Raw genomic sequence first — 26,413 nt, forward strand, 5'->3', positions numbered from 1 at the left:
AGCGCGAGCGGTCACGGCCCGGCGGCGTCGCGGGCGGGGGGTTGGTAGCCCAGTTCCCGTGAGCTATCCGCGCGCCACGCGGCTGGATCGAGATTGGAGAGCTCGGCCTCGAGCAGTGACGCAGGGATCCGCGAGCACATCACGACGACCCGTCCGTGCCCGGCCGCGACCACCCCATAGCGCGTGCTGATGCGCGCGTCGGGGCTCAGCTCCAGCAGGGCCGCCAGCGAGGCCATGTAGGCATCGGCGCCCTCGATCCGCCCGAAGCCGATGCGGCGACGGTCGTCGAGCGCGAAGTCGTCCGGCAGCGTGGCGCGCACGGCGGCGAGATCGCGCGCCGCGAAGGCACGCACGCACGCCACCAGCGCCGCCGGCATGCGGTGCTCGTCGCTGCGCAGGTAGCGCGCCAACAGCTCGGCCTCCGCCGCCGCGCTATCGTCGCCATCGAACGCGATGGCGGCGACGACGCGGCCGTCGCCGTCGCCTCGACGAGCTCGGGCGTCTCGACTGCGGCGGCGTGCGCGAGCAGGCGTCCGACGGTGCGCGTCGCCGCGTTGGGCGGGATGTGCGCTGGATCGGTCTGCCGGGCCGCGCGTCACTCGGGCGCGGCGGCGGCCGCCTGCAGCTCGGCGAAGCGCGCCCGCGCCAAGGCGAGTTGATCGACGTCGTAGACGTCGATGCGGGTGAACCGCCACTGCGCGTCCAGCTCGATGACGGCGACGAACGCGAGCGCGAAGGCGCCTCCTTCGCGCGAGCCGGCGAGGGCGATCTCCGCCAGGATGCCCCGCGCGCAGCCGCGGACGTGCGTCTGGCGGGCGACGATGTCCGGGGCGAGGTCGAGCCAGACGCGGACGTTGTTCTCCACCCACTGGTCGGCGCCGCGCGTCGTACCGAGGCCGGTGAGGCGGCGGTGATCGTGCTCGACCAGGGTCGGCGCGCAGAGCGCCGCGACGCCCGCCCAGTCGCGGGCGGCGACGCCCTGGATGAATCGGGTCACCACGCCGCCGTGGACCGCCCCCTCGCCCGCATCGTAGCGGCGATCGAGCTCCGCGTGGGCGGCGTCGACGGCGTCGGGATCGAAGAGGACGACGAAGGCGCTGCGCCCCTCGGCGTCGACCTCGTCGAGGCCGAGATACTCGATGGCCAGCGCCCCGCCGCTACCGCCGACCTCGCCCTCGTAGACGATGTGGCTGAGCGCCAGCCGTTCGCCGCGCGTGGCCAGCGGCCGGATGGCGAAGCGACTGCCCGGCACGTCGAAGAGGAAGCGGAGCTGCGCCATCGACGAGTCCGCCGGCAACTGCATCTGCATCAGCCGGCGGCGGTCATCGGCGCAGTGCGGCGGCGGATGCAGCGCCAGGATCGCCTGCCAGTCGCCGGCGCGCCAGGCGCGCACGAAGCGCTCGTTGAAGCGCGTCGCGGCGTTGGCGAAGGGGTCGGCGGGAGACGATCGCGGCGACGGCCGCTCGCCCGCGTCCGTGCTCCCGTCGCGGCGGTCGAGCAGCGCGTCGAAGCGGGCGAAGGCCTCGTCCTCGCCGTCGACATCGAACAGCTCCCAGTGCGTGATCCGACCGTCGTCGCCGCAGCGCCAGAGGACCAGGCACTCGCCCTCGAAGGCGCCGCCGCTCTCGCGGTCGAGGCCGGTGAACAGTCGCCGCAGGAGCAGCGCCGCGGGGTGCGACGCGAGGACATCGACTTCACGGCCATGATGCGCCTCGCCGACCGCGAGCCAGGCATCGACGTGCCGCAGCGCGGCCGGCAGGCCGCGCGCCGACCACGTCCCGAGCAGCCGGTGATCGGCGAGCTCGACATCGGCCGCCAGCGCCGAGGCGATGCGCCCGCGCTCCAGGGGCCCGGTCATCAGAGCGAGCGATCGGGCGACCGCCGCGGCGCGATCGCGTTCACGCCCCTCGGGCAGCAGCGCCGCGTAGCGCTCGTAGAGGCGCGCGACGGCGTCGCCGAGCCGGTCCGGGGCGTAGGTTTCGAAGACGCCGCAGCGGCCGGCGGCGTCGACCTCGACGACCCCGACGTGCTCCATCTCGTAGGCGCCGACGTCGAAGGCGCCACCGGCGGCGCCGCTGGCGCTCACCCGGCGGCGGAGGAGCGCGAGGTCGTCGCCGAGCGTCGCCAACGGCTCGACCCGGAACGACAGACCGGGAATGCGCATCATGCGCCGGCTCGACTCGAGCTGGCCCTGGCGCCCGTAGGCGGCCTCGGTCGGGTGGTCGACGCTCTCCATCGCCTCGCCGAGCAGCGCATCGACGGCATCGAGGTCGCGTGCCGCGAAGGCGGCCTCGGTGCGTGCCATCATCGCGGTGGCGCGGTTGGCGCGAACGCGGCGCATCGGCGCGACGCCGGCAGGCGCGCGCCGCGGCGCCACCGTCGCATCGGCCGCCACGGCGCCGCCCTCCCACTCGCGCGGTCGCGCCCGTTCCGCCAGCAGCGTCGCGCCCTTCGTCTCCCACAGCGCGATGGCGCGTCGCTCCTCGGCGGCGGCGTCGGCGGGACGACCGGCGGCACGCAGCGCGGCGGCGAGCACCCGGCGAGCGTCGGCGTGATCGAGCAGCGCGTCGGTGGCGGCGGCGATGGCCACCGCGGCCCGCGCCAGCTCGATCGCCGCGGCGTGCTCGCCGCGTCGCGCCAGGACCTCGGCGCGGGCGCCGTGCCAGGCGATGGCGGCCTGCAGATCGTCCCCGGCGAGCGCTTCGCTCTCGTGCGCCAGCGCCTCGGCCTCGGCGGCGCGGTCGCCGGCGAGCAGCGCCCGCGCCAGCAGCGCCCCGGCGCGAGCGGCGTCGATGCCGAGGCCGAGCGCGCGCAGACCATCATAGGCGCTGCGCAGCCGGCGTTCGGCGCCGGCGGCATCGCCTTCGAGCAGGTCGACGCGGCCGGCGAAGACGTCGCACTCGTGCAGGCGATGGGCGATGCCGAGGTCCTCGACCATCTGGCGCGCGCCGGCGAGCATGCGCCGCGCCGCGGCGGTGCGGCCGCGCAGCGCCTCCAGGACGCCCTGGCAGCTCAACGCCACCGCCTCCACCGCCGGCGCGCCCTGGGTGATGCGCAGGACGCGCACGACGTCGAGGCAGCGGCCGCTGGCGCGGGGCACCGGGCTCGGCCCCCAGAGCGCGGCCAGCGGCGCCCCGGCGAGCACCGCATTGGCGCGGCGGCGGTCGCCGGCGCGGCGCGCCGCGGCGAGCGCCGTATCGAGCGCCGCCTCGCAGGCGCCGACCTGGCCGAGGCGCGCCAGCGCCTGGGCGTGCACGGAATGGGCTTTGGCCTCGCCGGCGGCATCGTCGACCGCCGCCAGGGTGGCCGCCGCGGCGGCCACCGCGGCGGCGGTCGCCTGCAGCGCCTGCGGCGCGGTGAGGACGGTGAGCTGGCCGGCGAAGCAGGTGTGCCAGGCGGCGAGGCGGGAATTGGCGGCGCGGGGGCGGAGGGGGATCGCATCGTCCGCGGCGCCTGCCGGCTCCGCCCCCGGTCCCGGCGCCGACGCGACGAGCCGCTGCAGCTCGGCGATCGCCTGCGCCGCCGGTCCCACGTCGCCGGCCGACAGCAGCGCCTCGCACCAGTCCAGCAGCAGATCGGCGCGGCCTGGGTCGCCGGCGTCCAGGCGGGCGAGGGCGCGGCCGAGGAGGGCGGCGGCGAGCGCGACATCGTCGCCGGCGAGGGCGCGACGGCCGGCGGCGGCGAGGCGCGTCGCGGCCCGCCCGCCGAGCGCGGTGGCGGCGGCGTCGAGCGGGCCGAGCTCGGCGAGGAGCTGATGCGCCTGCTCGAGGTGCCAGCCGATGGTCTCGTCGTGCTCGGCGGCGTCGCCGACCTGGGCCTCGATCCAGTCGGCGAGGCGTGCGTGCAGCGCGGCGCGCGTGCCCTTGAGCAGGCGGCGATAGGCGGCGTCGCGGATCAGCACGTGGTGGAAGCGCAGCGCCGGCTCGCCGAGCAGCCAACTGGCATCGCGTTCGATCAGCTCGCTGCGGCGCAGCGATTCGAGCCGCGCGTCGAGATCGGCGGCGCCGATCTGCAGCAGCGCCGCGACCGCGCCGCGCGAGAAGTGGCGGCCGACGACGGCGGCGCGCTCCAGCACTTGGCGCTCCTCGGGGCGCAGGCGCTCGATGCGGGCGGCGAGCAGGGCGTGGATGGTCGGCGGCATCTCCAGCGCCGCCAGGCCGGCGCCGACGATCCAGCGCTCGCCCTCGCGGGCGAGCGCGCCCTCCTGTACCAGCATGCGCACCAGCTCGCCGACGAAGAGCGGGTTGCCCTCGCTGGTGGCCAGCACCTTGGCGGCGACCGCGGCGGGCAGGTCGGCGGCGCCGATGACGTTCGCCGCCAGGCGCGTGGCGGCGCCGGCGTCGAGGCCGGCGAGGATGACGACCTCGGCGACCAGGGCGCCCGGGGCGGCCAGCGTCGAGCGCAGCTCGCGCAGCTCGGGGCGGGCGCCGACCAGCACGAACAACGGCACGCCGCCGCCCCACTGCACCAGATGCTCGACGAGGTCGAGCAGCAGGGGCTCGGCCCAGTGCAGGTCGTCGATGAGCAGCATCACCGGCGACGCGGCGGCGAGCCCGGCGAGAAAGCGGCGGACGACGAAGAAGGTCTCCTGCGGCGGTGGCGGCGCGCCGGCGAGCAGGGCGGCGACGCCGCCGGCGATGCGGGCGCGCTCGCCGTCGTCGCCGGCCAGCGCCCCCTCCACCGCGGCGCGCACCGCCACCACCGTGGCGCCGTCCGCGATCCCGAGGTGGGCCCGCAGCGCCGCCACCAGGGGCGCGAAGGTGGCGCCGCCGGCGGCGTCGCAGTGGGCGGCGAGCCGGATCGCCGCCTCGCCGCGGCGGCGGCCGAGCTCGTCCATCAGGCGCGACTTGCCGAGCCCCGGCGAGCCGAGCAGCACGGCGAGTCGGGTGGCCGGCGCGGCCACCGCGTCGGCGTACACCGCGTCGAGACGCGCCAACTCGTCGGCGCGGCCGACGAACGGCGCCGCCGTCGCGCCCGCCGGCGGCGCCAGCGAGACCACGCGGTAGGCGGCGACGCTCCCGGCGCGGCCCTTGAGGGGCACGCTGCCGAGCGGCGCGAGGGTGATCCGCGCCGCCACCAGCCGGTGCGTCGCCTCGCCGACCACCACGTCGCCGTCGCGCCCCTGCTCCTGCAACCGGGCGGCGACGTTCACCGGATCGCCGATGAGGTCGTCGTCGGCGCCGCCGACCACCATCTCGCCGCTGTTGACCGCGACCCGCAGCCCGACGGCGCCGAGCCCCGCCTGGTCGCGCACCAGCAGGCGGAAGGCATCCTGCATGGCGACGCCGGCGCGCACCGCGCGCAGCGCGTCGTCCTCGGCCACCCGGCGGATGCCGAAGGCGGCCATGACGCCGTCGCCGAGCAGCTTCACCACCGTGCCGCCGTGCGCCTCGACGGCGCCGCGCAGCGCCGCGTAGTAGCGCTCCATCAGGCGGCGCGCCGATTCGGCGTCGAGCCGCTCGTGCAACGCCGTCGAGCCGGCCAGATCGGCGAAGACGATGGTCACGACCTTGCGCGCCCCGGCCTCCGCCGCCGTCAGCGGCGCGCCGCAGGCGTCGCAGAACCGCGCCCCGGCCGCGCGCTCGGCGCCGCACGACGGACAGCGCGCAACCAGCGCCGCGCCGCAGTCGCCGCAGAAACGGGCCCCCTCGCGACAGGCCTTGCCGCAGTTGGTGCAGATCATCGTCGGCGGGTGCGAGCGCGGGGCGCCCGTCGATGTGGGGAGAGCGGGCCCATCCACGTGTCGCGCCGCGACACCCGGGGCGTCCATTTCAGATCCCGGGATTCACGGCAAGCGAAGATTCGCCAGCTCATACGCCGCATCGAAGACGGGCCGCCGCCTCGAACCGCGATATGGCGCGCGGCCGACCGCGGGCGCATCCAGACTGGAGCCCCGCGAGAGAGGACGCGGCCCGATCGAGGAGATCGAGGGCGGCGACGATCCGCCGCTGCCGCTCGATCGGGCCATGGGCATCGCCGACGACAGGAAGCGCGACGAGCGGATGATCGCCGACCTCGGCAACCACACCGTCCGCCTGGCGCCGAAGTCGCCGAGCGGCGCGAGCGGCGCCACGCGTCGTTGGTCAGCGCCAGCCAGCGGTGGACCAGATCGACGCCTGGCATCGTGCGCGGCGACTACCACTTCGCCAACCTGATGTAGGCGCTCGACGGGCCGCGCCTGGTGGCGATCGTCGACTGGGAGATGTGCACCATCGGCGACCCGCTGCTCGACCTCGGCTGGCTGATCGCCACCTGGCCGAGCGAGGCTTCGCCAGTCCCGCCACCGCGCTGGCGGAGGGCGGCGCGCTGCCGAGCACCGACGAGATCGTCACTCGCTACGCCGAGCTCTCGACCCGCGAGCCCTCCTCCATCCAGTGGTACGCGGTGATGGCGTGCTTCAAGCTCGGCATCGTCCTCGAGGGCACGCACGCCCGCGCCTGCGCCGGCAAAGCGCCGCAGGCCACCGGCGACCTCCTGCAGGCGATCGCCCTCGGGCTCTTCAGCCGCGCGCAGGAGCTGATGCGGGCGTGATCGGCGGACATTCCCCGGCGCCCGTGTTTGGGGTATGGGGCGGCTGCGGCTTGTCCGAAGGTCAACGAGATCTCGCCGCCGGAGGGGTTCGATGAAGACGTCGCTGCTGCTGGTTTCGTTGGCGCTGCTGCTCACGGCATCGTCGGGCATCGCCGGGCCGCTCCCGCCGGAGGCCTGCTGCGCCTGTCTGGAGAGCCTGGGGGCGCAGACGGCGCAACTCCCGGCGTCACCCGTGCCCGCGTTGTTCTGCCGGCTGGTCACCAGCCAGGCAGAGCAACTGGCCTTCGCGGCGAGGTGCGACGCGATCCACGGCGCCGGCCTGTGCCTGTCGCAGACGGCGAACGCGGGCCTGCAGGACAACCTCGACTGCCGCGCGCTGCTGGCCGAGGAGCAGATCCTCTGTCCCAGCGCCGTGCCGGCGCCCACCGCCAGTCAGCCGGTGCTGGCCTTGATCGTCGCCGCGCTGGTCGGAGTCGGGGCGTGGGCCACACGCCGTCGGCGGCGCGGCGCTCGCGCCTGAGCAGGCGCCGCGCCTTTACTGCGCCGGGCCGCAGGCGCCGATGCAGGCCTGGAAGGTCGTCCTGCAGGACTCCTGCAGCGCGATCACCAGCGGGTGGGCGCGCCAGCTCTCGCGGCAGTTGTCGCGGCAGATGAAGCTGGTGACCTGGGCGGCGTCGACGCAGCCGTCGCAGGTCGTGTCGCCGTTGCAGGGCGCACCGCACGCTGTCTCGGCGGTCTCCAGGCCGGCGCGGCAACCGTCGGTGCCGGTGGCGCGGTTGGCGAGCGTGCCGCCGCCCGCCAGATGGCCGGTCGCGAGGATGGGGCCTCGACGGATTCGTTCTGGAGCGTGCCCATCGCGTCTCTCCCGAGCGTCGGCGAGCCCGCTCTCAGTCCGAGGCGCGCAGATCGTCCAACAGGGAGCGGGCCTCGGCGAGGTCGGCGGTGGAGAAGCCTTCGCCGAACCAGGAGTAGACCGGCGAGAGCGCGGCGAGGGCGGCTTCCCGCTTGCCCCGGCGGCGCAGGAGCCGCGCCAGGCTCGTCGCCGCTCTCAGCTCCTGCGACTTCGCGCCCTGTCCGGCGGCGATGGCGACGGCGCTGCGGAAGTGCTCCTCCGCCGCCTCCTCCGCGGTCTGCATCGCGAGCGACGAAGGGTCGGCGCCGGAGAGGCGATACTCTCCCCGCAAGCGATGCAGCTCGGCGTCCCAGAAGTGCTGCCCCAGATGCGCCGCGAGGGCGGTGGCCATCTCCAGCGTCTCGACGGCCCGGTCGATCCTCCCATTGGCCCGGAAGACCTCGGCCAGCATCGCCTGAAAAACGGGGGCGCCGGCCTGCCCGCCGAGCCGCGTCGCCACGTCCATGCCGGTGAGCATCCGCGTCGTCCCCTCCGCGGTCTGGCCTCGCTTCAGAAGCGGAACTGCGGAGAGCATGTTTCCCAGCCCGAGCCACAGCGGAAACCGATGCCTCTCGGCGATGCGGACGACCTCGTCGGCCGCCTCGGCCTGCGCCTCGAAGTCCCCCCGCATCCACTGGACGCAGGCGCCGAAAGCGATCGCGAAGCCCAGGCTGAAGGGATGCCCGCGACGCCGCGCCAGCTCGACGGCTTCGCGCGCGCGCACGGCCGCCTGGTCGGGGAATCCAAGCTGCCACAGATTCATGGCGCAGTAGATTCGCACCGGCACCCCGGGCTCGGTGGGATAGATCCAGGCGAGCGCCTCGCTGCGGGCGTGGTCGTAGCGCGTGTCGTAGATCTGCACCCCGGCCTCCGCGTGCCGCAGCGACGAGGCGAACTCGCCGCGGTAGTACTTCGGGACGGCGAACTCTTCGTGCGCGCTGAGGAAGTGGATGTCCTCGCCCGTTCGCTCGGCGATCTCGAGCAGCCGCTCGGCGAACTCGATGCCCCGCTGTAGTTGCCCGGCTGCCGTGTGGATCACCGACAGACCCCAGGCGCTCGGGGCGCGTTGCCAGTCGTCGGCGGCGTGGTCGCAGAGCGCGTTGGCCCGCTCGTAGGCAAGGCGCGCCTCGTCGCTCGACAAGCTCCGCGCCGACATGAGGGAATTGCCGAGAGCGAGTTGCAGAGTCAGCTCTCGCTGCGAACGATCCGGAGTCGGCGGCAGCGTCTCCAGCAGCTCGAGGGCACGGCGCAGGTGCGCAATGGCCTCCTCGTGAGCCGACCGGATCACGGCCTGGCCGGCGGCCAGCTCGTAGTGTCGCACGGCGCCGTTCGGCTCTGCGGCGGCCTCCCAGTGACGGCCGACGACCTCGGGCTCGCGCACGGCGCGATCCGGGAAGCGCGCCTCGAGCGCCGTCGCGATGCGGCGATGCAGATCACGACGCGTGTTCTTCAGCATCGACTGGTACGCCGTCTCCTGGATCAGGGCGTGCTTGAAGACGTAGGCTTCCTCGGCCGACGCGTCGCTGCGGAACAGAAGCTCCGCCTCCATGAGGCGAGCGAGGCCGCCCCGCAGCTCGGCCGGCGGATGCGTCGCCACCGCCTCGAGCAGGGCATACGAGAACTCGCGCCCCAGCGCCGCCGCCACCTGCGCCACCTGCTTCGCGGTGTTCAGCCGGTCGAGGCGGGCCATGAGCGAGTCCTGCAAGGTCATCGGCACCGTCGGCTGGTCCGCGTCGCGCCGAGATCCGGCGCGGGTCTCGTCCGCCACGCTCGACTCGAGCACGGACTTGGTCAGCTCCTCGATCCACAGCGGCACGCCGTCGGCCCGTGCGACGATCGCCTCGGCGACCTCGGCGGGAAAGGCCGTATCGCCGGCGAGCCCCATGATGAGCGCGTGGGCATCGGCGCTCTCGAGCCGACGCAAAGAGATCGTCTCCGCCGAAGGCGGAGCCCAATCCAACCCCGCTTCGGCGCGCACGGTGAGCAGAACGAGGACGCGGTCGCGCGAGCTCTGAGCGATCAGTCGCTCCAGCAGCTCGAGCGAGGAGGGATCGCACCAGTGGAGGTCTTCGACCACGACCACCACCGGTTGCAACCGGCTGAGGGCGACGATCCAGCGGACCATCGCCTCGAGCGTCCTCTCGCGTCGCAGCCCGCGCGGCAGGAGGGCGATCGGATGCTCGTCGGGCAAGGGAATGGAGAGCAGCGCGGCCAACGGAGCGACTGTCTCTTCGGTGCCGAGCGCGACGGCGTCGAGGCCCGCCCGCAGTTTGGCGAGCCTGTCCGCGGCGGTGTCCGCCGGCGCGAAGCCGAGGGCCTGTTCGAGCAACTCGATCGCGGGCTGAAACGCGCTCTGCTGCGTGAACGGAGCGCAGCGGCTCTCGAGCCAGAGCCACGACTGCTGCTCGCCCCGCAAGCTCTCCCGCAGGCCGTGGACCAAGCGAGACTTGCCGACGCCGGCTTCACCCGAGATGATCACGGCGCCGCCGGCGCCGGCGGAGCTCGCCTCGCCGGCGCGCCGGAGGACGGCGATGTCCTGGCCTCGCCCGAGCAAGGGCCCGAGGCGTGCGCCGCGCACTTCCCAGCGGCTGCTCACGCTGCTCGGCTGGATGACGCGGAAGGCCTGCACCGGTTGCGGAATTCCCTTCAACGTCTGCGGTCCCAGATCCTCGGTGTCGAAGACGCCGCGCACCAGGCGCAGCGTGGCGGAGCTGATGACCACGGTGTCGGGCGCCGCGACACCCTGAAGCCGAGCCGCGAGATTCGGCGCCTCGCCGAACACCTCGAGCTCCTCCCCGCCCCCGGCTCCCACGACGACCGCGCCGGTATGCAGACCGACCCGAACCGAGAGAGCAAGGGCGCTCCTGCCCTGGAGTTGTCCATTGAGCGAGGCGACGGCTTCGACGATCGCGAGGCCGCCGCGGACGGCGCGCTCGGCGTCGTCTTCGTGCGCCTGCGGGTAGCCGAAGTAGACGACCAGGCCGTCGCCGAGATACTTGGCGACGTGACCGCCGTAGCGCGTCACCGCTTGGCTGGCGGCGCGCTGATAGGCGCCGCCGATCTCGTGCCACTCCTCCGCGTCGAGCCGCGCCGCCAATTCGGTCGAGCCGACGAGGTCGCAGAAGAGGAGCGTCAGTTGGCGCCGCTCGCCGACGCTCCGAGGCTCCGCCTCCGGGAGCATCGGCCGTCGCGTCTCGGCGCCGACCGCGCCGATGCGGGCGCCGCACTGGTCGCAGAACCTCGCGGTGTCGAGAACCGCGGCACCGCATCCGGGACAGCGCGCGGCGAGCCGACTGCCACACTCGCTACAGAACCGAGCACTGGCCGGGTTGTCCCGTCCGCAGCCATCGCACTTCATCCCGTTCCGCGCGTCCCTCGCGGGTGCGTCGCTCCCTAGCGCGCGCCGGCGTTCCGGGTCAAGCCGACGTCAACAGCCGACGTCGACCGGCGTCGAGTGCCCCGTTTGCGGGTCACCGTCTGCGTCGCCGTTGGTGTCGGCGACGTCGTCGCTGGCGGCGCTGGTGCCGCGGCCGCGCGCCAATCTGCTCCTGTACCGCGGCGCGTCTGCACGCCCGGCCGAGAATTCACACCGACATACGGCGGCCCTGCCCGTCATGTGAGATCGTCAGCTCATACGCGCGATCCGCCGGCGGCGCGGGTGAGCCGGGCAGCCAGATTCTGGTCCAGCAGGCCCGCGCCGGCGAGGCGCCGAAAAGCGTCGCCGTAACTGTCAGGCGTGCCGAGGTTGAAGCGCAGGCACGCCGACAATCCGAGGTCGATCACGATCTGGACGGCCTGCCACAGGTGCAGGATGACCGCATCGGCGGCGTCGCTCGCCGGGAGAAGATCCCTGGCGTTCTCGGTCGGCTTGCCGGGCCGGATGAAGTTCAGCTTCACCCCGTGGCGGTACGCCCAGGCGTCGAGCGCCTTGCCGGCGAACTCCGGCCCATTGTCGATCACGATCATTCCCGGCACGTCGCACTCGGCGACGACAGCGTCGATCTCGCGCACGATCCGCTCGCCGGGCAGCGAATGATCCACCACGATCGCTGGCGCTTCCCGCGAGAAATCATCGACGAGATTGAAGGTACGGAAGGTGCGTCCATCGGCCAAGCTGTCGCCCATGAAGTCCATCCAGTTGAGGACGACATCGGCGGAGTGGACGCCGTGGGCGGGCGCCTCGGCGCCCGCCCACGCGACACGGTCTCCGTCGGCAGGGCGCACGCCTACGACCGCCGCTGGTGCCGCGTTGGTAGGCGAAGCAGCGCGCGCTTGCGAAGCGCAGTCTGTGCTGGCACTGTGCTGGCATGCCGGTACAGATCACCATCCGCGACGTTCCCGAGTTGGTCCGCGATGAGCTGGCGGCGCGGGCGGCGCGCGAACGAAAATCCATGCAGGAGTATCTGCGCGAGGAGCTGGAGCGCATCGCCGCGCGCCCCTCGGTTCACGCGTGGGTGGAGCACGTCCGTGAGCGCAAGCACGCGGCCGGGCGGCGGATCGCCGCGCGCAGGATCATCGACCATCGAGACGCCGATCGGCGATGAGCCTGGTCGTCGATGCCTCGTTGCTCGTCGCCGCCACGACCGACAGCGGTCCGGAGGGCACGTGGGCGGAGGAGATGCTCCTGGCGGGCGGGATCGTCGCTCCGCATCTCGTATTGGTGGAAGCGACGAACATCCTGCGCCGCCTCGAGCGCGCGCAGGAGTTGAGCCTCCTGGAGGCGACCGCCGCCCACCGAGATCTGGTGCGACTCGCCATCGATCTCCTTCCGTTCGAGCCGTTTGCCGAACGGGTCTGGGAGTTGCGCGCGAACGTCACCATCTACGATGCGTGGTACGTGGCCATCGCCGAAGCGTTCGATCTTCCCCTGGCCACGCTCGACGCCCGGTTGGTCCGAGCGACCGGCCCGCGCTGTCGATTTCTCACCTGCTGAGCGCGACCGGCTCCTCGCCTCGAGAATCGGGCGACGCAGGCGGATCGGCGTCTCCTCGGCGCTCGACGGCCTCGGGCGGAGCAAAAGGAGGAGCCGGTGGGCGTCAACATCGAGGCCGCGCCATCGAGGGGCCCTGCCACCGGATCGCCGGCACCACCGCCACGTACCGGATCGCCGCCGCCGGCAGCGGCCCGCCGTCGGCGAGTAAGGGGCGTGCGGAACGCCGTTCCGCCCTCACTGGTCCGTTCCGCGCTCGCCCGGATGGGCGGGCGCGTGGAAGATCGGGGACGCCAGGAGGACATCGGCGGCGAGGCGATGTCCGGCCGACGTCCAGTGCGCGTCGACCGCGTAGATGAGCCGTTCGCCGGCCGCGGTCCGTTCGCGGAACGGCTGCGACAGATCGAGCATCGCGATGCCTTCGCGCCGCGCGATGTCGTCGACCATCGCGTGCACGGCGCGGACGTACGGGAACGGCGCCTCGAGCTCGAGCTCGCTGCGCTGCGGGACGTAGACGAGCCAGAAGCGCGCCCCGTGCTCGCGCGTCAGGCGCTGCATCGCGGCGAGCAGGCGCGCGGTCACGGCGTAGCCCGGCAGGTCGTGGAAGTCGACCGCCGGCGCGTCCCGGTAGCCGCGCTCGTCGTTCGCCTCGCCGGCAAAACGGCGCTTCAGCGTGCCCAGTTGGACCTCGAGGAAGCGGTAGGCGCGGCTGTGCTCCTCGACGAATCGCTCCAGCGGGTTGCCCCGCGCCGCGGCGGGCTGGTTGCGCGGACGCAGATCGCCGTCGACCAGCTCGAAGTAGGGCCGGTGGCCCTCCTTCCCGTCGATGTTGTCCGCCAGATCGTTGATGAAAAACAGCAGCACCACCGCATCGTAGGCGCGCGCGGCGAGCTCGCGCCGCAGCAACAGATACTCCTGCGCGGTGCCGAAACCGATGACGCCGCGGTTGTACACCGCGACGCCCGGCGACAGAGCGGCCTGCAGCAGGTCCGTGAACACCTCGCCCTGGCCGACGCCCCAGCCCCAGGCGAAAGAGTCGCCCAGCACCAGGACCCGCTGCGCCGCCACCGCGGGTCGCGCTGGCTCCGGCTGGCGCCACCCCTCGGCGTCGAGCCGCACGGGCGTGGCGAACTCCGGTCGGCGGAAGCGCAACTGGACGTCGGGCTTGCCCCTCCAGCCGAGGCTCGGATCGTCGTCGTGAAAGGCGAAGAGCGGGCTGCCGACTTCGGGCACGGCATCCGAGACGCGCAGCACGATCTCCAGCGCGACGCCGGCCAGGAGCACGCCGAACGCGATCAGTCCTACGCGTCGAAGCACGCCGGGCATCGGGCAACGTCGAAGGGCACCGCCGTAGGAGGCCACGCGATCGTGCCGGTGGCAAGCGGCGCCTGGATCAGCCCCCCGGATCTCAAGCGATGCCGTGGAAAGCCCACGGGACGAGCCGCACCTCAGCGCCGGCCGCTGGTTGGACGCCGAGCGAGGCCACCCGCGCGCTCATGGACACGGATGACGGCTCGACCGACTTCGCCCTCGAGCTCCGCCGCGCCACGGCCGCCGGCGCGGAACCCCGCACTGACGGGGATCGCGGAGCAGCTCGACGCGGAGCAGCGCCGCGATGGCGCGCGGGCCACCGCAGGTGGCGCACCTCTTTGCTGCACGGGCGGCACCCTGGACGTGCCCCCGAACGACCACGCGGCCGGCGCGGACCGTCCTACGAGTGCCGCCGCAGGGAGAACCATCCGGCGATGGCGAGCAGCGCGGCCAGGGCGATCACGCCGGTCGTCCCGACCGACGGCGCGGCCGCGCGGCCGCCGGCGGGAGCCGGGCCAGAGGTCGCGCTCGGGGTGCCCGTCGGCAGCGCCGTACCGGTGGCCGTCGCGGTGGCGGTCTGCGTCGCGGTGGCGGTGGCAGTGGCCGGGCCGGACGCCGAGAACGACAGGATCACCTGGCCGGCGGCGCCGGCACCGCCACTGCGGTACAGCGCCACGCCGGCGTTGCCGACGCCGCCGCCGCCGGCACCGCCAGGCGCGCTGCCGGCGCCGGGCACGGTGGACGAGTTGCCGCCGATACCGCCGGCTCCTTCGCCGGTGCCGGCGGTCTGCCCGGAGGCGTTGCCACCGCTCGCGGTCGCCTGCGCGGAGCCGCCGCCGCCGCCGCCGGTGTTGCTGCTGACGGCGTTGGCGCCGATGCCGCCGGCGAACATACTGGCACCGCTGGCCGTGCACCCAGTCACGTCGCCGCCGGCGCCCCCACCGCCGCCCTGGCTCCGACCGCGGGCGCCGCCATTGGCCACCAGGCCGCTGATAGACGTGCTGGTCACCGAGCTCGGCCCGCCGTCGGTGGCGGTGTCGGTGAACTGCAGCGCGCCGGCGCCGGCCTCACCGACGCTGACGGTCAGCGCATCGCCAGGCATGACCGAAAACACCGCGCCGCAGAAGGAGCCGCCGCCGCCACCACCACCGGAGAGGTTGCTCCAGCCCGCCCCGGCGCCGCCGCCCCCGCCCCAGGCGGAGATGGTGACCGACATCATCCCGGCCGGCACCTCGCAGACGACGTCAGCGGTGATCGCGATTCCATCCGGACAGTCGGCGGCGAGCGCCGCCTGCGCCGCCCAGAAGACGGCGAGCGCGCCCAGCCAATGACTACCGCGGGCTCGAAGTGTGGTCGCGCTTCCCACCTCTCTCCTCCCTTTCGGCGGCATGTCATGACGATTTCAGCGCCGACCGTCAATGATCCGGGTATCCACCGCCCCCCAGGGCGGGATGCGGTCGGCTCCGTCGTGCGTCGCGCGCCGGCGGCGGCGGGCGCCGCCGTCAGTCGAGGTCCTTGCCGTCCATGCCGGCGTTCTTGCGGGCGCTGCGCATCAGCGTCTCGACCAGTGGCCCGATCCTCGTCGGGTCGTCGACCGGCTCGACCGTCGGGCCGCGGTGCCAGCCCTCGGCGACCGCCAGCACGGCGCCGGAGGCCTCGAAGACGCGGCCGCTGATGGCCGCCGACTCGGCGCTGGCGAGCCAGGTGACGATCGGCGCGATCCAGCGCGGGTGCATGCGCGCCTTCGCCGCCTCGTCCATCTGCCCCATGCCGAGATCCTCGGTCATGCGGGTGAGCGCGCCGGGGGCGATGGCGTTGACCGTGATGCCGTAGCGGCGCAGCTCGCGCGCGGCGATGATCGTGAACGCCGCGATGCCCGCCTTGGCGGCGCCGTAGTTGGTCTGGCCGGCGTTGCCGTAGATGCCCGACACCGAGGTGGTGTTGATGATGCGGGCGTCGACCTTCTGCCCCTGCTTCACCAGCTCGCGCCAGTGCGCGGCGGCGTGGTGGGCGGGCGCGAAGGTGCCCTTCAGGTGCACCTTGATCACCGCGTCCCACTCGGCCTCGGCCATGTTCACCAGCATGCGGTCGCGCAGGATGCCGGCGTTGTTGATCAGCACGTCGAGCCGGCCGAAGCGGGCGACGGCGGCCTCGATCATCCGCTGGGCGCCGGCGAAGTCGCTGACGTCGTCGCCGTTGGCGATCGCCTCGCCGCCGCCCTGCGCGATCGCCTGCACCACCTCCTCGGCCGGGCCGAGCGAGGCGCCGGTGCCGTCGCGCGAGCCGCCGAGATCGTTGACCACCACCTTCGCCCCGTGCGCCGCCAGCATCAGCGCGTACTCCCTGCCGATCCCGCGCCCGGCACCGGTGACGATGCACACCCGTCCGTCACACAGCTTGGCCATCATCTTCTCCTTCGGGGTTGTTCACACGGAGAAGCGGAGCGCCGGAGCGACGCCGGCTCGGCGCCGCGCCTTCGTTCCTCCGTGTGGGATTCGTTCGTCTCAGCTCTTCAGGATCCACTCGCTCATGGGGGCGGTGTTGATCGATTCGAAGTCGCTGAAGGTGGCGATGTCGTCGAGCACGCGCTGAATGTTTTCCGGCGCGCCGAAGAAGCGGTTGGGGTCGAGCAGGTCCTCGAGGGTGCGGAAGCGCTCCTCGACGATGGCGCGATGGGGCGGCGCGCCGGGCGTCAACACCCGCGCCACCGCGTTGCGGGTGTACTCCCACAACGGATGGATCTCGAACGACAGCGGCGTGTGGTGGCCGTGCCAGCGCTCGTAGAAGACCTCGTCGCTGATCCGCTCCGGCTTCGGGAAGGCGGTCCACAGCGTGACGCCGGGGCTGCGCGTCCCGTCCGGCCAGTCGCGGTCCGGACAGCGCAGCGGCATCGACTCGGTGACGAGGTAGCCGTCCACCCGCGCGGCGATGCCGCGCAGCGCCTCCTCGAGCTCGCCGCGGCGATCGATCGAATCGACCCACACCGACACCGAGGCCGCGATCGTCTTCCCCTCGCCCAGGTACTGCGATGTCCCTCGTCCCACCTGCTCACGCAGGTCGGACACATTGACGATGAGCCGCGACACCCCACCGGCGAGCAACTGCTGCGCGACGTCGCCGACGAGCCGATCGCGAAACCCCTCGATCGCGTCGCCGTCCCGCTTCCACGTCAGATAGACGATCTTCTCCATTACTGTTCCTTACCGCAGAGACGCCGAGAGCGAGCCGATGGTCTCCGCGTCTCCGCGCCTCCGCGTCTCCGCCGTGAAGAGGATCACAAGCAGAGCTCCGCCATGAGCCGCAGCGTCTCGACGTCGCGATTGGCCAGCAGCAGGGTCGTGATCGGCGTCTTCTTCCACTCGGCGAGCCGCTCCCGGATGCGCTCGATCGGGCCGACGAGGGAGATCTCGTCGGCGAACTGGCTGGGCACGGCGGCGACCGCCGCCCAGCGGTCGCCGGCCATGAACAGCTCCTGGATCTTCTCGGCCTCGTCGGCGAAGCCCATGCGGCCCATCAGCTCCTTGTGAAAGTTGCGCTTCTTGGCGCCCATGCCGCCGATGTAGAAGCCGAGCATCGCCTTCACCGGGTTGAGCCCGGCCTCGATGTCGTCGGTGACGTTGACGGTGAGGAACTGGGCGATCTCGAAGCCCGGCTTCATGCCGGCCAGCGACTCGGCGTACACCTGCGGTCGGAACGGCGAGTAGTAGAGCGGCAGCCAGCCGTCGCAGATCTCGGTCGCCATGGCGACGTTCTTCGGCCCCTCGGCGCCGAGGAAGACGGGGATGTCGGGGCGCAGCGGATGGGTGATGCTGCGCAACGGCTTGCCGAGGCCCCAGGCGTTTGGGCCGTGGTAGGGCAGCGGGTAGTGCGGGCCGTCGTTGGTGACCGGTTCCTCGCGCTTCCAGATCTTGCGCAGGATGGAGATGTACTCGCGCGTCCGCGCCAGCGGCTTGGCGAACGGCACGCCGTACCAGCCCTCGACCACCTGCGGGCCGGAGACGCCGAGGCCGAGGATCATCCGGCCGTTCGACAGGTGGTCGATGGTGAGCGCGTGCATCGCCGTCGCCGCCGGGGTGCGCGCCGAGAGCTGGCACACCGAGGTGCCGAGCTTGATGCGCGTCGTGTGGGCGCCGATCCAGCACAGCGGCGAGAAGCAATCCGAGCCCCACGCCTCGGCCGTCCAGACCGAGTCGTAGCCCAACCGCTCCGCTTCCTGCGCCAGCTCGACGCAGCCGGGAGTGGGGTGCGCCTGCCAGTAGCCGAGTTGTAGTCCGAGCTTCACGTATCCTCCGGGCAGCGGTCGGCGATCCGCTCGCCGCCGGGGTTCGCCGGCGGCGAGAGCCGACAGCGGGGCTAGATGGTGAGTCCGCCGTCGATCGAGACGATCGAGCCGCTCATGTAGCGGCCCTCGTCGGAGGCGACGAAGGCGATCAGCGCCGCCACCTCCTCGGTGCTGGCGGTGCCGAGCGGGGTGCGCAGCTTGGCCAGGCGGGTGGCGTCGGCGCCGTCGGGCAGTTGGTGGAAGCTGCTCTGCAGCGGCGTCTTCATGCCGCCGGGCGCGACGCAGTTCACGCGCACCTTGCGGGTGAAGAGGTACTCGTCGGCGAGCGCCCGGGTGAGTTGGATGACGCCGCCCTTCGAGGCGCAGTACGCGGCGCTGTAGGGCTGGCCCATCAGGCCGGCGTTGGAGGCGATGGTGACGATGTTGCCGCCGTGCTCGAGCATCGCCGGCAGCACCGCCTGCGCCAGCAGGAAGGTGCCCGTCAGGTTGACGCCGATGATCCGCGACCAGTCGGCGAACGGCATCTCGTGCGAGTTGGCGAAGCGGCCGATGCCGGCGCAGGTGACGAGGACCCGCGGCGGGCCGAGATCGCGGGTCGCCGCGCCCACCGCCTCGCGCACCGAGGCGGGGTCGGCGACGTCGACCTGGTAGGCCCGCGCCGTGCCGCCGGCGGCGCGGATCTGCTCCGCGCTCTCGCCGGCGGCGTCGAGCGCGAGATCGAGACAGGCCGCCGCCGCCCCCTCCTGTGCGAGCCGCGCCGCCGTGGCGCGGCCGAGGCCCGAGCCGGCGCCGGTGACGACGGCCATCCGTCCTGTGAAACGACTCATGTCGGGTGCGATCCTCCTCCCCCTGCCTGACGCAGCGGCGCGGCGAAATCTAGTGGACCGGCCGGCGCGCGCGCAACGGCGGCGGCGCGCCGCCGCTTGCCATGGCGGCGCGATGCGGCCTACACGCCGGACCGCATGGCAGGCACGACGCGGGCGGCAGGACGGCGTCCGGCGCGCGCGCCGGCATCTCCAGCGCGCGGCCCGGCGCCGCGATCGCGCCGGCCGCCGCGCCGGGGCGTCGACTGGCGCACGCTCGCCGGCGCGGCGCTGATCGCGGTCGTCTCGTTCGTCATCTACGCGCCCGCCCTGCGCGGTCCGTTCGTGTTCGACGACATCCTGCTGGTGTCGGACAACCCGCTGCTCAAGCTGGCGGACGGCCCCTACCGTTTCTGGTTCACCACCCAGGCGGTCGACTACTGGCCGGTGACCAACACCTGCTTCTGGATCGAGTGGCGGCTGTGGGGCGCCGATCCCACCGGCTATCACCTCACCGGGCTGCTGCTGCACATCGCCATCGCGCTGCTCGTCTGGCGCGTCCTCGCCGTCCTGGCGGTGCCCGGCGCGTTCCTGGCCGCGCTGCTGTTCACCGCCCACCCGGTGAACGTCGAGACCATCGCCTGGATCGCGCAGCGCAAGAGCCAGCTCGCAGCGCTCTTCGCGCTCCTGGCGACGCTGGCCTTCCTCCACGCCGAACGGCCGCCGCCGCTGTCGGGCGCCTCGCGCCCGGTGTGGAACCGCTGGTACTGGCTCGCCCTGGGGTCGGGCGCCCTGGCGATGCTGAGCAAGATCTCGGCGGCCGTCCTGCCGCCGGCGCTGCTGCTGATCGTCTGGTGGAAGCGACCCCTGACGCGGCGCGACCTGGCGCGCGTCGCGCCCTTGTTCGCCCTCGTCGCGGCGCTGCTCGCCGTCAATCTCTGGTTCCGCAGCCGCGGCATCGCCATGGGGCCGGCACCGAGCAGCGCCGGCCCGCTCGAGCGCGTCCTCGGCGCCGCCGGCGTGGTGTGGTTCTACCTCGGCAAGGCGGTGCTGCCGCGCGATCTGGCGCTCATGTATCCGGACTGGCACGTCGACGCCGCCGCGATCGGCTGGTGGCTGGCGCTGGCCGGGGCGGTGCTCGTCACCGCGGTGCTGTGGTGGTACCGGCAGCGTGGGACGCGTTCGCTGCTGTTCGCCTGGCTGTTCTTCGGCGGCACGCTGTTTCCGGTCATGGGCTTCACCGACGTCGGCGTCGGCCAGCACATCGTCGTCGCCGATCACTACCAGCACCTGGCGCTGATCGCCGTCGTCGCCGTCGTCGCCGCCGCCCTCGCCGGCTGGCGGTCGCGCCTGCCGACGGCCCGGCAGTGGTTGCCGCCGGCCGTCGGGATCGCGGTCGCCGGCGTGCTCGCCGTCCTCGCCTGGCAGCAGAGCGCGCTCTACGGCGACGGCGTCACGTTGTACGAGGACACGCTGCGCAAGAACCCCGACGCCTGGGCGGCCCACAACAACCTCGGCAGCCTGCTGTTCGACGCCGGGCGCCTGGCCGAGGCCGAGGCGCACTTCCGCCGCGCCCTCGACCTGAATCCGAATTACGCGGAGGCGCACGACAACCTCGCCAACGTCCTGCAGCGCACCGAGCGCAACGCCGACGCCATCGCGCACTACCAGCGCGCGCTGGCGATCCGCCCCGCCTATCCGCTGGCGCACAACAACCTCGCGGTGGCCCTGATCGGCACCGGCGATCTCGACGGCGCGATCGAGCACTTCCAGCGCGCGCTGGCCCTCAAGCCCGACTATCAGAGCGCCCGCGACAACCTGGCGCTGGCGCAGGCGCTGAAACAGGCCGCCGAGAGCGGCCAGCCCGCGCCCGTTCCGGGCGCCGTCCCGTGAGCCAGGCGCGGACGCCATCGCCGGCGTGACATCGCTCGTCTCCATGCGCTAACAGGCAGCGCAGCGCGCGAGACGAGATGCGGACCGGACGACGCACCTTCCTGACCCTGCTCGGCCGCTGCACGCTGGCCCTCGCCGGGGTCGGTCTGCTCGGGCGCCGCCGCGCCGCGGCGCTCGGTGGCACGCTGGCCGCACGGCCCGTGCGGAGCGCCGACGCGAGCGCGCTGCAGGCGATCATGACCTCGTGCGTCAACGACGGCGATGCCTTCTTCGGCCGCTGCGGCGAGTGGCCGCTGAGCTGGGCGGCGGAGCTGGCGCAGACGCGTCCCGACTCGCCGGTGATCACCCGCAACGGCGTCGCGGTGGCGTTCTTCGAGGTGCCGCCGATCCGACCGGCGATCGCGCTCGCCGCCGACGCCTCGCCCGCCGAGGTGGCGCAGCACGCGCTGCGCGAGCAGCGGCGCACGACCTTCCGCGTCCGTGCCGCGGGCGTCCGCTTCGACCAGCTCGGCGCCGAGGATGCCGTCCGCGTCTTCCGCACGGCGCTGCTGGAAGGGTTCCGCGCCGCCCGCCAGCTCGGCTACACGCACGTCGAGGCCTGGGCGCCCTGGGATCGGCACCCGCTGCTGTCACGCCCGTTCACCGACTATCCCGGCTGCGAGCTCATCGAGCCGGTGGCCTCCGACCCCGCCGGCGGCGCGGCGGTGTACCGCCTGCGCTGGCAGCTCGCCGATGCCCTGGCCGCGCTGGCGACCGAGGCGCACTACGATGTCGCGTAGGCTGGCCGCCGCCGGCGCCGTCGCGGCGCTGCTCGGCATCGCGACCGCGGCCGGGGCGGCGGTGACGCTGGAGGCGACGGCCGATACCTTCGTCGACAGCGAGATGGCGACGGTGAACTTCGCCGGCTTCTCGATCGCCGAGGTCGGCGTCGGCGGCGCGCCGAAATACCCCATCGACCGCGCCCTGCTCGCCTTCGATCTCGGCGCCATCCCGGCGGGGACCGAGATCCGCGGCGCCCGCCTGCGGATCCTGCTCAGCGGCGGCGCGCCGGATCCGCCCGATCTCCCGGTCACGGTGGCGCTGGTCGACGGCGGGTTCGACGAGGCGACCGTGACCTGGAACACCCAGCCGGCGGTGCTGCCGTCGCCGATCGCCACCGCCGTCGTCAGCGAAACGATCGGCAGCGTCGCCACCATCGACGTCAGCGAGCTGGTGCGCGCCCAGCGCGCCGGCCCGATGCCCGCTGTGCTCTCGCTGCGCATCGCGGCGAGCGACGAGTCGACGATGGCGGGCGGCCGCCTCATCGAGATCGCGACAAGCGACGCCCAGCCGCCGCGCCCGCCGCTGCTCGTCATCGATCTCCCGGAACGCGCCGTCCCCGCCCTCTCCGGCGGCGCTCGGATGCTGGTGCTGGCCGCGCTGTCGACCCTCGGCGTGCTCGCCCTGCGCCGGCGAGAACGAGAACGGCGGCGATCAGGGTGAGCCACCCGCGGTCGCCGTCGACCCCGGGCGGCGCCTGGATCGCGCACCCCCCGCCGCCGGCGCGATCGCGGTCGGCCGTCGGCGACGCCGCCACCGGCGCGGTCGGGGTCGGGGTCGGCGTCGGGGTCGGCGCGTCGCCGGCCGCGATGACGAGCGCATAGGGCGCCGAGACGTCGCCGACGAAACCGTAGAAGACGCTGCCCGGACAGCCGATCTCGGACTCGTAGTTGACCGACAGTTGCAGGCTGGCGGCGCCGCTGCCGACCGCGGTGAGCCGGAAGGTCACGGTCTGCGACACCGGACCCGATCCGGCCACGGACGTCTCGCCGCTCAGGAGGGGCTCGGCGCCGAGCAGGCGGAAGCTCGGGATCCCGCCGCGACCGTTGACCGTCACCCGTACCTCGACCGAGTCGCCGACTACCGGCTGGTCCGGCGTGACGGCGACTGCGAACCCCAGTCCTGCCTGCGGCGTCCGCGAGGTCACCGAGCCGTGCGCGCACATGGCGTCCAGCGGCGCGCCGCCGGCGGCGGTGAGCGTCAGATCGCGACAGCGCAGTTGGTGGGAGCAGGTGTCGGCCGGCTGATCGGTGATCGCGGCCTGACAGCGGAAGAGCACGGCGTCGTCCGCCACCACGGCGGCGCCGATCTGCACCTCGGCCCGTACCGCGGCGCAGTCGACCCCGGCGGCGCAGCCGACCGGCAACCAGCCGAAGCTGGCGGCCTCGACCGCGGCGACCGGCTCGCAGTCGGGTCCGCCCGCGGCGGCCACCGCGATGCGCGCCTCGGGCGCGAAGTCGATCGTGGCCGTCACGCGGGCGGGGGCGACGCCGCCGGTGTGCAGCGCCACGTCGACCGGCACGGTCGCGCCGGGCGCGCCGGTGACGTCGGCGATGTCCAGGCGCGCCACGTCAGCCCGCAGGGTCGGACAGAAGGAGGCGCCGACGTCGAACGTGCTGACCGTCACCGGGCGCGGCGCCCAGCAGCCGTCGAGGGTGCAGGCCGGCTCGGTCCGCACCGTGTACTCGCCCGGCGGCACGTTGGTGAAGGCGTAGAAGCCGGGGGACAGACCGACCGTGGCGCTCTCGGTGCGGCGACCGAGCGGCTCGAGCACGACGGTGACGCCGTCGACGCCGCCGTCGCAGGGCGGCGATTCCGTCACGACGCCGCTGATCGTGTGGCCGGTGCCGGCGTCGAGCGGCTCGAGTCGGATGTCGAGCTGGCGCAGCGGCACCGACGTGTACGGGGCGTCGCTGAATGGCGCGTAGCCATCCGCCTCGGCGAGCACCGGAACGTCGTAGTCGAGTTGGCAGGTGTCGGGCCGGCTGCCGAAGGCGCCGTAGGAGCCATCGTCGTTGCTCAGCGTTTCGATGCCGGCGACGGTGACGCGCGCCCGCGCCAGCGGCGCGCCGGTGCGCGCATCGGTCACCGTCCCGGAGGCGCCGTAGGCGAGCTGGCAGGGAGCACCCGCCCCGTCCACCGAGCCCCCGCAGCAGGCCGTGCCGTCGCAACACGACCTCAGCGGCGTCGGCGTCGTCGCCGACAGGCGCTGCGCATCGACCGCGCCGAGCCAGATGACTGCCGCCGCCAGCCAGATACCTCTCCCGTTCATTCGTGGCCCCGCCATGCGTCCCTCCAACCCCAGAGAGGCGGAGGAAACAAAACTTGTTGCATCGGGGCGAGCCCGGGGGGGCTACAACTGGACCTCCTCCGGGAAACACCAGCCCCAGGTCTCGCCCGGCTCGAGCGAGCGCATGATCGGGTGCTGCGTCTCGTGCCAGTGGCCGGTGGCGTGTCGGTAGGGCGAGGAGTCGCAGCAGCCGACGTGGCCGCAGCTCATGCAGATGCGCAGGTGCACCCAGCGTGTGCCGTCGCGCAGGCACTCCTCGCAGCCGGGCGTGCGTGGCCGCACGACGGTGATGCGGTCGAGGTGCGCGCAGGCGGCGTCGGCCGCCGGGCGCAGCTCGACGCGCTGCGTCGTGTCGACCCGCCGCCGCTCGGTGGCGCTCTCCAGCGCCGCCGTCTCGGCCTCGGAGAGCGTGCCGACGCGGAACAGCGGCGCCGCCTGCGCGAAGGCATCCGCCGAGCCGGCGAGGCACAGCTCGTCGCCGGCGGCCACCTCGGTGCTGGCCGCGGGCTCGGCGAGCGCGCGGGCGCCGCGGCGCAGCGACTCGACGTGGATGGCGAATCGCCGCTCGAGGTCGAGGGCGGCGAGCGTCTGCCCCGCCGCCGGCGCGCCCGCGCGCACCAGCACCGTGCGCCGGTCCAGGCAGTCGGGGCCGAGCGTGCACTCGGCGACCGGCTCGCCCGGCCGGCCGAGGTCGCGCAGCGCCGCGTAGCCGGCGCGGCGGATGCCCTCCTCGTGCTCGAGGATCTCGCCGCCGTCGATGTGGTAGGTGCGCATCACGTCGGTGAACAACTGCACCACGCTCTCCAGCTCTTCGGCGATGACGCGGTCGACGCCGACCGCCGCCAGCGCCTCGACCTCGGCGACGTAGGGCGTGCGCACGAGGATGCGCATGGTCGGATTGACGGTGCGCGCCACCGCGGCGATGCGCCGCGCCGTGCCGGGATCGTCGTCGGCGATGACCAGGAGCTTGGCGCGCTCGACGCCGGCGAGTTGCAGGGTGTGCAGCTTGGTGGCGTCGCCGCGCAGCACCGGCAGGCCGTCGGCATCGGCCTCGTTGGCGCCGGTCGGGCTCAGGGTGGTGATGACGTACGGGATGTGCGAGCCGTGCAGCACCCGCACCAGCCGCCGCGCCGCGTCGCCGTAGCCGGCGACGACGACGTGGTTCTCGAGCCCGGCGTGCGTGCCGGCCTCCGGCGCCCGTTGCTCCACTCGCGCCTCCGCGAGCTGGCCGAAGCGGCGGCCGAACGACACGCCGAGCGAGGAGAGCAGCGGCGTCGCGACCATCAGCAGCACGGTCGAGGCGATGAATACCTGCGAGCCGTCCGCCCCCAGCCCCGCCGGGCTGAGCCCGAGCGCGCGCCCGGCGCGCTCGAGCACGAAGGAGAATTCACCGATCTGCGCCAGCATCAGGCCGCTGGCGGCGGCGACCGGCAGCGGGTAGCCGAGCAGGCGGACGCTGCCGGCGGTGGTCGCGACCTTGACCAGCAGCACCGCCAGCACGGCGAGCAGCACCAGCGGCAGGTGGGTGACGAGGAAGGCGAGGTCGAGCAGCATGCCGACGGAGACGAAGAAGGCGGCGCTGAAGAGGATCTGCAGCGGCAGGATCTCGCCCAGCGCGTGCTCGCTGAAGCGGCTCTCGCTCACCACCAGCCCGGCGAGGAAGGCGCCGAGCGAGAGGCTGACCCCGGCGAGGTTGGTGAGGAAGGCGGTGCCGAAACAGATGGCGATGACGCTGAGCAGGAACAGCTCGGGCGAACAGGTGCGCGCCACCTGCTCGAGCACCGGCGGCATCACCCGCCGCGCCACGACCAGCACCAGGGCGATGATCGCGCCGGCGCGGCCGAGGGCCGAGCCGATCGCCGCCGCCGAGCCGCCGCCGCCGGCCAGCATCGGCACCAGCAGCACCATGACGATGACCGCCAGGTCCTGGAAGATCAGCAGCCCGAGCGCCACCTGCCCGTGCGGGCTGCTGGTCTCGAGGCGGTCAGCGAGCAGCTTGAGGACGATCGCCGTCGAGCTCAGGGCGACCAGGAAGCCGGTGTACAGGCCGGCCCGCCACTCGACGCCGAACAGCGCCAACAGCGCCAGCATGCCGAGCGACGCGCTCGCCACCTGCAGGCCGCCGCCGCCGAAGATCAGCCGCTGGATCCGCGCCAGCTTCTCCAGGCTGAACTCGATCCCGATCGTGAAGAGCAGGAACATGACGCCGATCTCGGCCGCGGCGTCGACCATCGCCTGGTCGCGCACCAGGCCGATGCCGTGCGGCCCGATCACCACGCCGGCGACGAGGAAGCCGACGATCGGCACCAGGCCGATGCGGAAGCAGGCGTAGGCGATGAGCGCCGCGGCGAGGATCAGGGCAACGGCTTCGGCGATCGCGTCGTGGCCCATGGGCGGCATCCATACGTGGGATGCGGCGACGGGAGAAGGGGTGTCGGCGGCGACAGGCGGCGGCGACGATGGCGGTTGACTCGCCGCCGTGGCTCGGTCACCAACGGCGCATGGAGCACCCCGCCCGGTTCGCCATCGCCAGCGCCATCCTCGCGGTCATGGCCATGATCATCTGGCTCGGCGCGCCCATCGTCCCGACCGTCATCGGCGCCGCCCTCGCGGGGTACTACGTGTACTGGCGCGACACGCGGCGCCGGCGCTGAGCCGGTTC

Annotated in this window: 18 protein-coding genes and 2 pseudogenes; 9 read left to right on the top strand and 11 right to left on the bottom strand. The window is 73.5% G+C overall.

The genetic code is table 11. The annotated features are described in order from the left end of the window. Positions 1–11: 11 nt before the first annotated feature. Both KF840_01615 and KF840_01620 read right to left on the bottom strand, forming a co-directional pair. On the bottom strand, positions 12–410 hold the full coding sequence (locus KF840_01615; GenBank protein ID MBX3023587.1) for a nuclear transport factor 2 family protein: 399 nt from the start codon (positions 408–410) through the stop codon (positions 12–14). Positions 411–595: 185 nt separating this feature from the next. After that, positions 596–5,683 carry an AAA family ATPase gene (locus tag KF840_01620; GenBank protein ID MBX3023588.1) on the bottom strand — a complete coding sequence of 1,696 codons (5,088 nt, stop codon included), beginning with the start codon at positions 5,681–5,683 and terminating at the stop codon, positions 596–598. On the opposite strand from KF840_01620, the gene KF840_01625 reads away from it, so the two are divergent. The 3 genes and pseudogenes from KF840_01625 (at position 5,673) to KF840_01635 (ending at position 7,051) form a co-directional block, all read left to right on the top strand. Continuing rightward, on the top strand, positions 5,673–6,155 hold the full coding sequence (locus KF840_01625; GenBank protein MBX3023589.1) for a hypothetical protein: 483 nt from the start codon (positions 5,673–5,675) through the stop codon (positions 6,153–6,155). The two genes, KF840_01620 and KF840_01625, sit on opposite strands and share 11 nt — an antisense overlap. Then, positions 6,155–6,531, top strand: a pseudogene (locus KF840_01630) (phosphotransferase). Before KF840_01625 ends, KF840_01630 begins: the two are co-directional and overlap by 1 nt. Positions 6,532–6,622: 91 nt before the next feature. Further along, positions 6,623–7,051 (top strand): hypothetical protein, encoded by a 429-nt coding sequence (locus KF840_01635; GenBank protein ID MBX3023590.1) that lies wholly within the window; start codon positions 6,623–6,625, stop codon positions 7,049–7,051. Positions 7,052–7,418: 367 nt separating this feature from the next. Here the strand turns inward: KF840_01635 and KF840_01640 are convergent, their stop codons facing one another. After that, on the bottom strand, positions 7,419–10,781 hold the full coding sequence (locus KF840_01640; GenBank protein ID MBX3023591.1) for an AAA family ATPase: 3,363 nt from the start codon (positions 10,779–10,781) through the stop codon (positions 7,419–7,421). Between the two features lie 272 nt (positions 10,782–11,053). Beyond that, complete coding sequence (locus KF840_01645) at positions 11,054–11,647, bottom strand: DDE-type integrase/transposase/recombinase (protein ID MBX3023592.1); 594 nt, start codon at positions 11,645–11,647, stop codon at positions 11,054–11,056. Positions 11,648–11,730: 83 nt separating this feature from the next. Here KF840_01645 and KF840_01650 point away from each other — a divergent pair, with 83 nt between their 5' ends. Then, complete coding sequence (locus KF840_01650) at positions 11,731–11,967, top strand: hypothetical protein (protein ID MBX3023593.1); 237 nt, start codon at positions 11,731–11,733, stop codon at positions 11,965–11,967. Continuing rightward, complete coding sequence (locus tag KF840_01655; protein ID MBX3023594.1) at positions 11,964–12,356, top strand: type II toxin-antitoxin system VapC family toxin; 393 nt, start codon at positions 11,964–11,966, stop codon at positions 12,354–12,356. Before KF840_01650 ends, KF840_01655 begins: the two co-directional genes overlap by 4 nt. Before the next feature lie 234 nt (positions 12,357–12,590). Here the strand turns inward: KF840_01655 and KF840_01660 are convergent, their stop codons facing one another. From KF840_01660 to KF840_01685, 6 genes are all read right to left on the bottom strand, one after another. Continuing rightward, entirely contained in the window at positions 12,591–13,670 is a 1,080-nt protein-coding gene (locus tag KF840_01660; protein MBX3023595.1) for an SGNH/GDSL hydrolase family protein, read from the bottom strand. A 394-nt stretch (positions 13,671–14,064) separates the two neighbouring features. Next, a complete protein-coding gene (locus tag KF840_01665) occupies positions 14,065–15,030 on the bottom strand; it encodes a hypothetical protein (protein MBX3023596.1) in 966 nt (321 codons plus the stop codon). A 136-nt stretch (positions 15,031–15,166) separates the two neighbouring features. Further along, on the bottom strand, positions 15,167–16,069 hold the full coding sequence (locus KF840_01670; GenBank protein MBX3023597.1) for an SDR family NAD(P)-dependent oxidoreductase: 903 nt from the start codon (positions 16,067–16,069) through the stop codon (positions 15,167–15,169). 99 nt (positions 16,070–16,168) lie between these two features. Next, positions 16,169–16,855 (bottom strand): EthD domain-containing protein, encoded by a 687-nt coding sequence (locus KF840_01675; GenBank protein ID MBX3023598.1) that lies wholly within the window; start codon positions 16,853–16,855, stop codon positions 16,169–16,171. An 83-nt stretch (positions 16,856–16,938) separates the two neighbouring features. Next, complete coding sequence (locus KF840_01680; protein ID MBX3023599.1) at positions 16,939–17,946, bottom strand: LLM class F420-dependent oxidoreductase; 1,008 nt, start codon at positions 17,944–17,946, stop codon at positions 16,939–16,941. A gap of 71 nt (positions 17,947–18,017) precedes the next feature. Beyond that, positions 18,018–18,773, bottom strand: a complete 756-nt coding sequence (locus KF840_01685; protein MBX3023600.1) for an SDR family oxidoreductase — start codon at positions 18,771–18,773, stop codon at positions 18,018–18,020. A 135-nt stretch (positions 18,774–18,908) separates the two neighbouring features. Between KF840_01685 and KF840_01690 the strand changes: the two genes are divergently transcribed. The 3 genes from KF840_01690 to KF840_01700 all read left to right on the top strand — a co-directional run bounded on the left by KF840_01690 (position 18,909) and on the right by KF840_01700 (position 22,124). Beyond that, positions 18,909–20,642, top strand: coding sequence for a tetratricopeptide repeat protein (locus tag KF840_01690; protein MBX3023601.1), 1,734 nt, complete (start codon positions 18,909–18,911; stop codon positions 20,640–20,642). 77 nt (positions 20,643–20,719) lie between these two features. Further along, positions 20,720–21,421: a hypothetical protein gene (locus KF840_01695; protein MBX3023602.1), complete on the top strand. Its 702-nt coding sequence runs from the start codon at positions 20,720–20,722 to the stop codon at positions 21,419–21,421. Continuing rightward, positions 21,411–22,124: a DNRLRE domain-containing protein gene (locus KF840_01700; protein MBX3023603.1), complete on the top strand. Its 714-nt coding sequence runs from the start codon at positions 21,411–21,413 to the stop codon at positions 22,122–22,124. Before KF840_01695 ends, KF840_01700 begins: the two co-directional genes overlap by 11 nt. 2,044 nt (positions 22,125–24,168) lie before the next feature. On the opposite strand, the pseudogene KF840_01705 reads toward KF840_01700, so the two are convergent. Next, positions 24,169–26,151, bottom strand: a pseudogene (locus KF840_01705) (cation:proton antiporter). A 59-nt stretch (positions 26,152–26,210) separates the two neighbouring features. On the opposite strand from KF840_01705, the gene KF840_01710 reads away from it, so the two are divergent. Continuing rightward, entirely contained in the window at positions 26,211–26,405 is a 195-nt protein-coding gene (locus KF840_01710; GenBank protein MBX3023604.1) for a hypothetical protein, read from the top strand. The last annotated feature ends 8 nt before the right edge of the window (positions 26,406–26,413 follow it).

Source organism: bacterium (assembly GCA_019637795.1).
Classification (GTDB): Bacteria; Desulfobacterota; Binatia; order HRBIN30; family CADEER01; genus JAHBUY01.